This window comes from Streptomyces rectiviolaceus (assembly GCF_039533825.1).
GTDB classification, from domain to species: domain Bacteria; phylum Actinomycetota; class Actinomycetes; order Streptomycetales; family Streptomycetaceae; genus Streptomyces; species Streptomyces rectiviolaceus.
The window spans coordinates 22,164-28,704 of record NZ_BAAAUG010000141.1 but is presented as its reverse complement, the minus strand read 5'-3'; the positions used below and the strand labels follow the sequence as shown (position 1 = coordinate 28,704).

Below are 6,541 nucleotides of genomic sequence, written 5' to 3'. Positions count from 1 at the left end.
AGGCGCTGCCCCCGAACTGGACGCCGCGCGCGCCGCGTGCACGGACGCCATCGCGGTGCTCGCCGCCTCGCGGCCCGACCGGCTCGTCGTGGTCGGCCCGGCCGGGCAGAGCGGGCGTGGCCCGCATCCGCAGGGCGCCCGAGGGTCCTTCCGCGGTTTCGGCGCGGACGTCGACGTACAGCTTGGACGCTCCGGCGGCGATGCGGCGGAGGGCGAACTTCCGCCCTCGCTCTCCGTCGCCGCCTGGCTGCTCGACCGTACGGAGTGGTCCGCGGCCCCGCTGGAGGGGCTCGGGGTGGGGGAACCTCTGGCGGCCGAGCGGTGTATTCAAGTCGGAGGGGAGATCGCGGCGCGGGCCGACCGGGTGGCCCTGCTGGTGATGGGCGACGCCAGCGCGTGCCGCACGCTGAAGGCGCCGGGGTATCTCGACGAGCGGGCGGCCGGGTTCGACGCGGAGGTCGCCCGGGCGCTGGGGGCCGCGGACGTCGAGGCACTCAAGGCGCTGGACGAGGAGCTGGCGTACGAGCTGAAGGCGGCGGGCCGGGCGCCGTGGCAGGTGCTCGCGGGGGCGGCCGAGGGCGCGGGCCTGAGCGGCGAGCTGCTCTACGAGGACGCGCCGTACGGCGTCGGGTACCTGGTGGCGGCCTGGTCGTAGGGGCCTGGGCACCCTGAGCCTTAGCGGGGCCTGAGGGGGTCTGCCGCGGACGTTGTGGACGAGTGCCGTGCGGAGCTGTGCCGAGGCGTGCCCGACGCACGGCGACGGCCGCGGAGCTGGTGGCGCTCCACGGCCGTCCGCCGGTGTCGTTCAGCCGGTGACCCGGCCGACTGACTCAGTCGGTGGTCGGGCGGTGGTTCAGGGAGCCGGAGGGGGCGTGGGCGGGGCGGTGCCGCCGCCCGTGTCCTTGCCCGCGTCGCCCTCGTCGGGCGTCCCGGCGAGGCGGTCCACGGCATCCTTCGCCTTGCCCGTCCCCGTCTGGATCTTGTCGCTGTACTTGCCCTTGGTCTTGTCGTCGACCACTTTCGCGGCCTTGTCGAGACCTTGGCCGATCTTGTCCCCGTGCTGCTGCGCGAGGTCCGCGACCTTGGCCTTTGCCGGGGCGAGCTTGTCTTTGAGGCTTTGCAGGAAGCCCATGGTTCACCTTCCCTCGCCGGGAGAGTTACTTGCGGGCGCCTTCGTCGGCTTCGTCGTTGTCGGCGGCCTTCTCAGCGGACTGCTGCTTCGGGATGTCCACGTTCTCCGAGGCGGCCTCTTCGGAGTTCTCCGTCTTGTCCTCGGTCTCGGTCTCGGTCTCGGTTTCGGTCTTGGTCTCCGCCTCGGCCTTCGTGTCGGCCTTGGTCTCGTCCTCGGCGGCGGCTTCGGCCTTGGCCTCTTCCTTGCCGGTCTCGGGCTCGGCGGGCTCCCCGGCAGCTTCCGGCTCGGCCGTCAGGGTGCCGGCTGCCGCCTCGGCTGTTGACGCCTCTTCCGTGTCCTTGGACTTCCGGCGGAACCGTGCAAAAACACCCATAGCTACTCCATACGTTACTCGTGTGGGCGAAATCCCGCGCCGCCCGGTGCGCCCTGTTGCGCCGCCCGGGGTCGCCGATCCTCGAAACCGGCGGCCGGAACCTCGCAACAGGCAACGACGTCGGACCTGTGGCGTCACGTAGCTCGTTCGGGAAGTGGTCGCCGGGTTTGCGAGACTGGGGCGGTGAGTAGAGCAGCTCCCGCACCGCGGGTCATCGCCGTCGTCGGGCCGACCGCGGCAGGAAAGTCCGATCTGGGCGTTTTCCTCGCCCAGCGTCTCGGCGGCGAAGTCGTCAACGCCGACTCCATGCAGCTCTACAGAGGGATGGACATCGGAACCGCCAAGCTGACGCTCGAAGAGCGTGACGGAGTGCCGCACCACCTCCTCGACATCTGGGACGTCACGGAGGCGGCGAGCGTCGCGGAGTACCAGAAGCTGGCGCGGGCCGAGATCGACCGCCTCCTTGCCGAGGGGCGCTGGCCGGTCCTGGTCGGCGGCTCCGGGCTCTACGTCAGGGGAGCCGTCGACCACCTGGAGTTCCCCGGCACGGACCCCGCGGTCCGGGCCCGCCTGGAGGAAGAGCTCGCCCTCCAGGGCTCCGGCGCGCTCCATGCCCGCCTCGCCGTCGCCGACCCCGGAGCGGCCCAGGCCATCCTCCCCAGCAACGGCCGCCGGATCGTCCGCGCCCTCGAGGTGATCGAGATCACCGGCAAGCCCTTCACCGCCAACCTCCCCGGCCACGACTCCGTCTACGACACCGTCCAGATCGGCGTGGACGTCGGCCGCCCCGAACTCGACGAACGCATCGCCACGCGCGTGGACCGCATGTGGGACGCGGGCCTCGTCGACGAGGTGCGGGCCCTGGAGGCCGTGGGGCTGCGCGAGGGGCGCACGGCGTCGCGCGCGCTCGGGTACCAGCAGGTGCTCGCGGCGCTCGCGGGAGAGTGCACCGACGACGAGGCGCGCGCGGAGACCGTGCGCGCGACCAAGCGCTTCGCACGCCGCCAGGACTCGTGGTTCCGCCGCGACCCCCGGGTGCACTGGCTCAGCGGCGCCATGGACGATCGAGGGGAACTCCCGGGGCGGGCACTGGCGTTGGTCGAACGAGCGGTCACAGCCTGATCACGTGATTGCATCGGGACGCTCCGGCGGTCATCCCGGCCCCTGGCGCCGTGCCATCATCGACCATCGATCGACCAGTGGAGTCCGAAGTGGGAGGGCGGATGGCGATGGAGGCCGGCCCTCGTGACACCGCGCATGACGGCGGCGAGCTGACTCCGGACGGCCCTGACGGGCCACCGGACGGCGTGAGCGCCGACGGCCCCGGCGCGGACGATATGGCCGCCGCCGAGGTCGAGGTCGAACTGCGCCCGCAGCGTCGTCTGCGCATCTGGCAGCTCGCGCCGATCGTCATCCTCGCCGCGGCCGGATCGCTGATGTTCGCCTTCCCGCTGGCCTTCGATTTCGGTGACGGCGGCGCCGTCGTCGCCATGCTCGGGCTCCTGATCAGCTCCTGCGCCGCGGGCTGGGGCATGATGGCCGCGCGCCGCGTGGGGCACACCTGGCCGGGGCTGCCGGAGCGCGGTTCCGGAAGCCGCCCGGACTGGCGGATCGTCTCCGCGTACGCCCTGGTGTTCCTGGCCGTCGCCTTCCTCGCGGTGTGGCGCGTCGCCCGTCTTCGCTGACGGCGTCGTACGAGGTCAGGGCCCTGGCGGGCACCGTACGGACCGAATGTCATGGCTACCCCGTACGATCGAGGAATGAGCACGCGGATCGCCTTCCTCAAGGGGCACGGGACCGAGAACGACTTCGTGATCGTCCCGGATCCCGACAACGCCATCGAGCTGCCCCCGACCGCCGTGGCCGCCCTGTGCGACCGCCGCGCGGGCATCGGGGGCGACGGCCTGCTGCATGTCGTGCGTTCCGCGGCGCACCCCGAGGTGCGCCACCTGGCCGCCGAGGCCGAGTGGTTCATGGACTACCGCAACGGCGACGGCTCGATCGCCGAGATGTGCGGCAATGGAGTGCGCGTCTTCGCCCGCTATCTGCAGCGCGCCGGACTGGTGGGCGAGGGTGATCTGGCCATCGCGACCCGTGGTGGCGTGAAGACCGTGCACATCGCCAAGGCCGCGGCCGGCGGGGACGTGACGGTCGGCATGGGCAAGGCGCTCTTCCCCGAAGGGGACGTCACCGTCTCCGTGGCCGACCACCACTGGCCCGCGCGCAACGTGAACATGGGCAACCCCCACGCGGTGGCCTTCGTGGACGACCTGGCCCACGCGGGCACCCTGTACGACCCGCCCCCCTTCAGCCCCGCTTCCGTCTACCCGGACGGCGTGAACGTCGAGTTCGTCGTCGACCGGGGCCCGCGCCACGTCGCCATGCGTGTGCACGAGCGCGGCGCGGGCGAGACCCGTTCGTGCGGCACGGGCGCGTGCGCCGTGGCCGTCGCGGCGGCCCGCAGGGACGGGGCGGACCCCGCGGTGACCGGTTCGCCGGTCACCTACACCGTCGATCTGCCTGGTGGGACCCTGGTGATCACCGAGCGGCCCGACGGTGAGATCGAGATGACGGGCCCCGCGGTGATCGTCGCCGAAGGCGTGATCGACGCGGAATGGCTCGAAACTGTAAACCCGTGAACTGTCGCTCGAATGGGTGATCCGTTTCACGCTCGGCGAGAGGCGGTCAGCGGCGCGTGATGGGCTCGGTAGCATCAAGCACCGGCCCGGACGGAGCACGCCGTCGTCCGCTCACCGCCGGTCGGAGCAGCCGGAGGTGCCCATGAGTGCGGAGGCCACAAACCCCGCGATGCCTGGCCCCGTGACGCCCGCCGCGCCGCGCAGGCGCGGTCGTCCGCGGCTCGACCTGCGCAGGCTCGGCCGTGCGGCCCTGATGGGGCCCGCCACCCGGGACCGGCTGCCGGACGCGATCGGCCATGTGGCGGAGGCCCATCGCGGCCACTATCCGGACGCGGACCTGGAGCCGCTGCGGCGTGCGTGGGTCCTCGCGGAGTCCTCCCACCGCGGCCAGATGCGCAAGAGCGGTGAGCCGTACATCACACATCCGCTCGCGGTCACCCTGATCCTCGCCCAACTGGGCGCCGAGACCACGACCTTGACGGCCTCCCTGCTCCACGACACCGTCGAGGACACGGATGTGACGCTCGATCAGGTGCGCACGGAATTCGGCGACGACGTCTGCTATCTCGTCGACGGCGTCACGAAGCTGGAAAAGGTCGACTACGGAGCGGCCGCCGAGCCGGAGACCTTCCGCAAGATGCTCGTGGCCACCGGCAACGACGTACGCGTCATGTCGATCAAGCTGGCCGACCGCCTGCACAACATGCGCACGCTCGGCGTCATGCGCCCCGAGAAGCAGGCACGGATCGCCAAGGTGACGCGGGACGTGCTCATTCCGCTCGCCGAACGCCTCGGTGTGCAGGCGCTCAAGACCGAGCTGGAGGACCTCGTGTTCGCGATCCTCCACCCGGAGGAGTACTCCCAGGTCCAAAAGCTGATCGCGGCCAACGCGGTGGGCGGCGGCGACCCGCTGGAAGGCACGGCCGACGACGTCCGGTCGGTGCTGCGCGAGGCGGGCATCGCCGCCGAAGTCCTCATCAGGCCACGGCACTTCGTCTCGGTCCACCGGGTGCACCGTAAGCGCGGCGAGATGCGCGCCGCGGACTTCGGACGGCTCCTGGTCCTGGTGAACGAGGACGCGGACTGTTACGGCGTCCTCGGCGAGCTGCACACGTGTTTCACGCCGGTGGTCTCGGAGTTCAAGGACTTCATCGCCGTACCGAAGTTCAACCTCTACCAGTCGCTGCACACGGCCGTGGCCCGCCCGGACGGGGAGGTCGCCGAAGTCCTCATCCGTACGTACCAGATGCACAAGGTGGCCGAGGCCGGCGTCGTCGCCCTGCGCAATCCGTACGCTCCTCCTTCGGAGGAGCAGTCCGATGCCGGTGGCGACTCCCCTTCCGACGTCGCCGTCGAGGGCGAGCGCGCCGACCCGACCCGGCCCGGCTGGCTCTCCCGCCTGCTCGACTGGCAGGAAGCGGCCCCCGACCCCGACACCTTCTGGTCCACGCTCCGCGAAGACCTCGCCCAGGACCGCGAGATCGCCGTCTTCCGCCCCGACGGCGGCACGCTGGGGCTGCCGGCCGGCGCGAGCTGTGTGGACGCCGCATACGCGCAGTACGGCGAGGACGCCCACGCCTGCATCGGCGCACGTGTCAACGGACGCCTGGCGACGCTGAGCACGGTCCTGCTGGACGGCGACACGGTCCAGCTGCTCATGGGGCAGGACGCGGCGTCTGGGCCCTCCCGCGAGTGGCTCGACCACGCGCGCACGCCCGGCGCCCGGATCGCCATCCGACGCTGGCTCACGACCCACCCCACGCCCGCGTCGGCCCCCGCGACCCCGGAGAAGACAGCCCCGGCGCCCCAGCCGCAGGCCACCGACTTCCCGCGCCCCGCAGCGGCGAACGCCGTCGTGGACAGGGAAGGCGCGAGCGTACGGCTCGCGGGCTGTTGTACGCCCGTGCCGCCCGACGACGTGACCGCCTTCGCCGTGCGCGGCGGGGTCGTCACCGTGCACCGCGTCGAGTGCCCCGCGGTCGCCCGCATGAAGGAAGTGGGGCGCGCCGAGGTCGGAGTGCGCTGGGGAGACAGCGCGGAGTGCCGGGTCACGCTGATCGCCGAGTCGTTCGGTCGGGCGCATCTGCTGGCCGACCTCACTGAAGCCATCGCCCTGGAGGGCGTCGAGATCATGTCGGCGACCGTCGAGCCGCCGAGCCAGCAGCGCGTGCGCCACACGTACACGCTGCAACTGCCGGACGCGGCCCACCTCCCGGGGCTGATGCGCGCGATGCGTGCGGTGCCAGGGGTGTACGACGTCAGCCGTGCCCAGCATCCGGCGGCGGCGAATTCGTAGCAGCGTGCCACCGGCACCGGCACCGGCGTCGCTCAGCCGCCTGTAGGCGACTCGTTCGAGTGGCGTGGCGCGCGCCGACACCGGTGTGGAAGGTCCGCGCT

7 protein-coding genes are annotated in these 6,541 nt (G+C 71.9%); 5 read left to right on the top strand and 2 right to left on the bottom strand.

The features are described 5' to 3' along the window. The coding region (locus ABD378_RS33065) for a class III extradiol dioxygenase subunit B-like domain-containing protein (protein WP_344526997.1) at window positions 1-655 on the top strand (655 nt) is incomplete at its 5' end. 198 nt (window positions 656-853) lie between these two features. On the opposite strand, the gene ABD378_RS33060 is transcribed toward ABD378_RS33065, so the two are convergent. Continuing rightward, on the bottom strand, window positions 854-1,132 hold the full coding sequence (locus ABD378_RS33060) for an antitoxin (protein ID WP_344526995.1): 279 nt from the start codon (window positions 1,130-1,132) through the stop codon (window positions 854-856). 25 nt (window positions 1,133-1,157) lie between these two features. Further along, window positions 1,158-1,505, bottom strand: coding sequence for a hypothetical protein (locus ABD378_RS33055; protein ID WP_344526993.1), 348 nt, complete (start codon window positions 1,503-1,505; stop codon window positions 1,158-1,160). A gap of 183 nt (window positions 1,506-1,688) precedes the next feature. On the opposite strand from ABD378_RS33055, the gene miaA reads away from it, so the two are divergent. The 4 genes from miaA (at window position 1,689) to ABD378_RS33035 (ending at window position 6,440) form a co-directional block, all read left to right on the top strand. Next, complete coding sequence (miaA, locus tag ABD378_RS33050; RefSeq protein WP_344526991.1) at window positions 1,689-2,627, top strand: tRNA (adenosine(37)-N6)-dimethylallyltransferase MiaA; 939 nt, start codon at window positions 1,689-1,691, stop codon at window positions 2,625-2,627. A gap of 107 nt (window positions 2,628-2,734) precedes the next feature. After that, window positions 2,735-3,190, top strand: a complete 456-nt coding sequence (locus tag ABD378_RS33045; RefSeq protein ID WP_386546678.1) for a hypothetical protein — start codon at window positions 2,735-2,737, stop codon at window positions 3,188-3,190. A gap of 75 nt (window positions 3,191-3,265) precedes the next feature. After that, entirely contained in the window at window positions 3,266-4,144 is an 879-nt protein-coding gene (dapF, locus tag ABD378_RS33040; protein ID WP_344526987.1) for a diaminopimelate epimerase, read from the top strand. 142 nt (window positions 4,145-4,286) lie between these two features. Beyond that, window positions 4,287-6,440, top strand: coding sequence for a RelA/SpoT family protein (locus ABD378_RS33035; protein ID WP_344526985.1), 2,154 nt, complete (start codon window positions 4,287-4,289; stop codon window positions 6,438-6,440). Window positions 6,441-6,541 lie beyond the last annotated feature (101 nt).

What these genes read in the sequence shown, in the direction of transcription:
- ABD378_RS33060 (WP_344526995.1), bottom strand. Translation starts at nt 1,132, where the DNA reads ATGGGCTTCCTGCAAAGCCTCAAAGACAAGCTCGCCCCGGCAAAGGCC.
- ABD378_RS33055 (WP_344526993.1), bottom strand. Translation starts at nt 1,505, where the DNA reads ATGGGTGTTTTTGCACGGTTCCGCCGGAAGTCCAAGGACACGGAAGAG.
- ABD378_RS33045 (WP_386546678.1), top strand. Translation starts at nt 2,735, where the DNA reads ATGGAGGCCGGCCCTCGTGACACCGCGCATGACGGCGGCGAGCTGACT.
- dapF (WP_344526987.1), top strand. Translation starts at nt 3,266, where the DNA reads ATGAGCACGCGGATCGCCTTCCTCAAGGGGCACGGGACCGAGAACGAC.
- ABD378_RS33035 (WP_344526985.1), top strand. Translation starts at nt 4,287, where the DNA reads ATGAGTGCGGAGGCCACAAACCCCGCGATGCCTGGCCCCGTGACGCCC.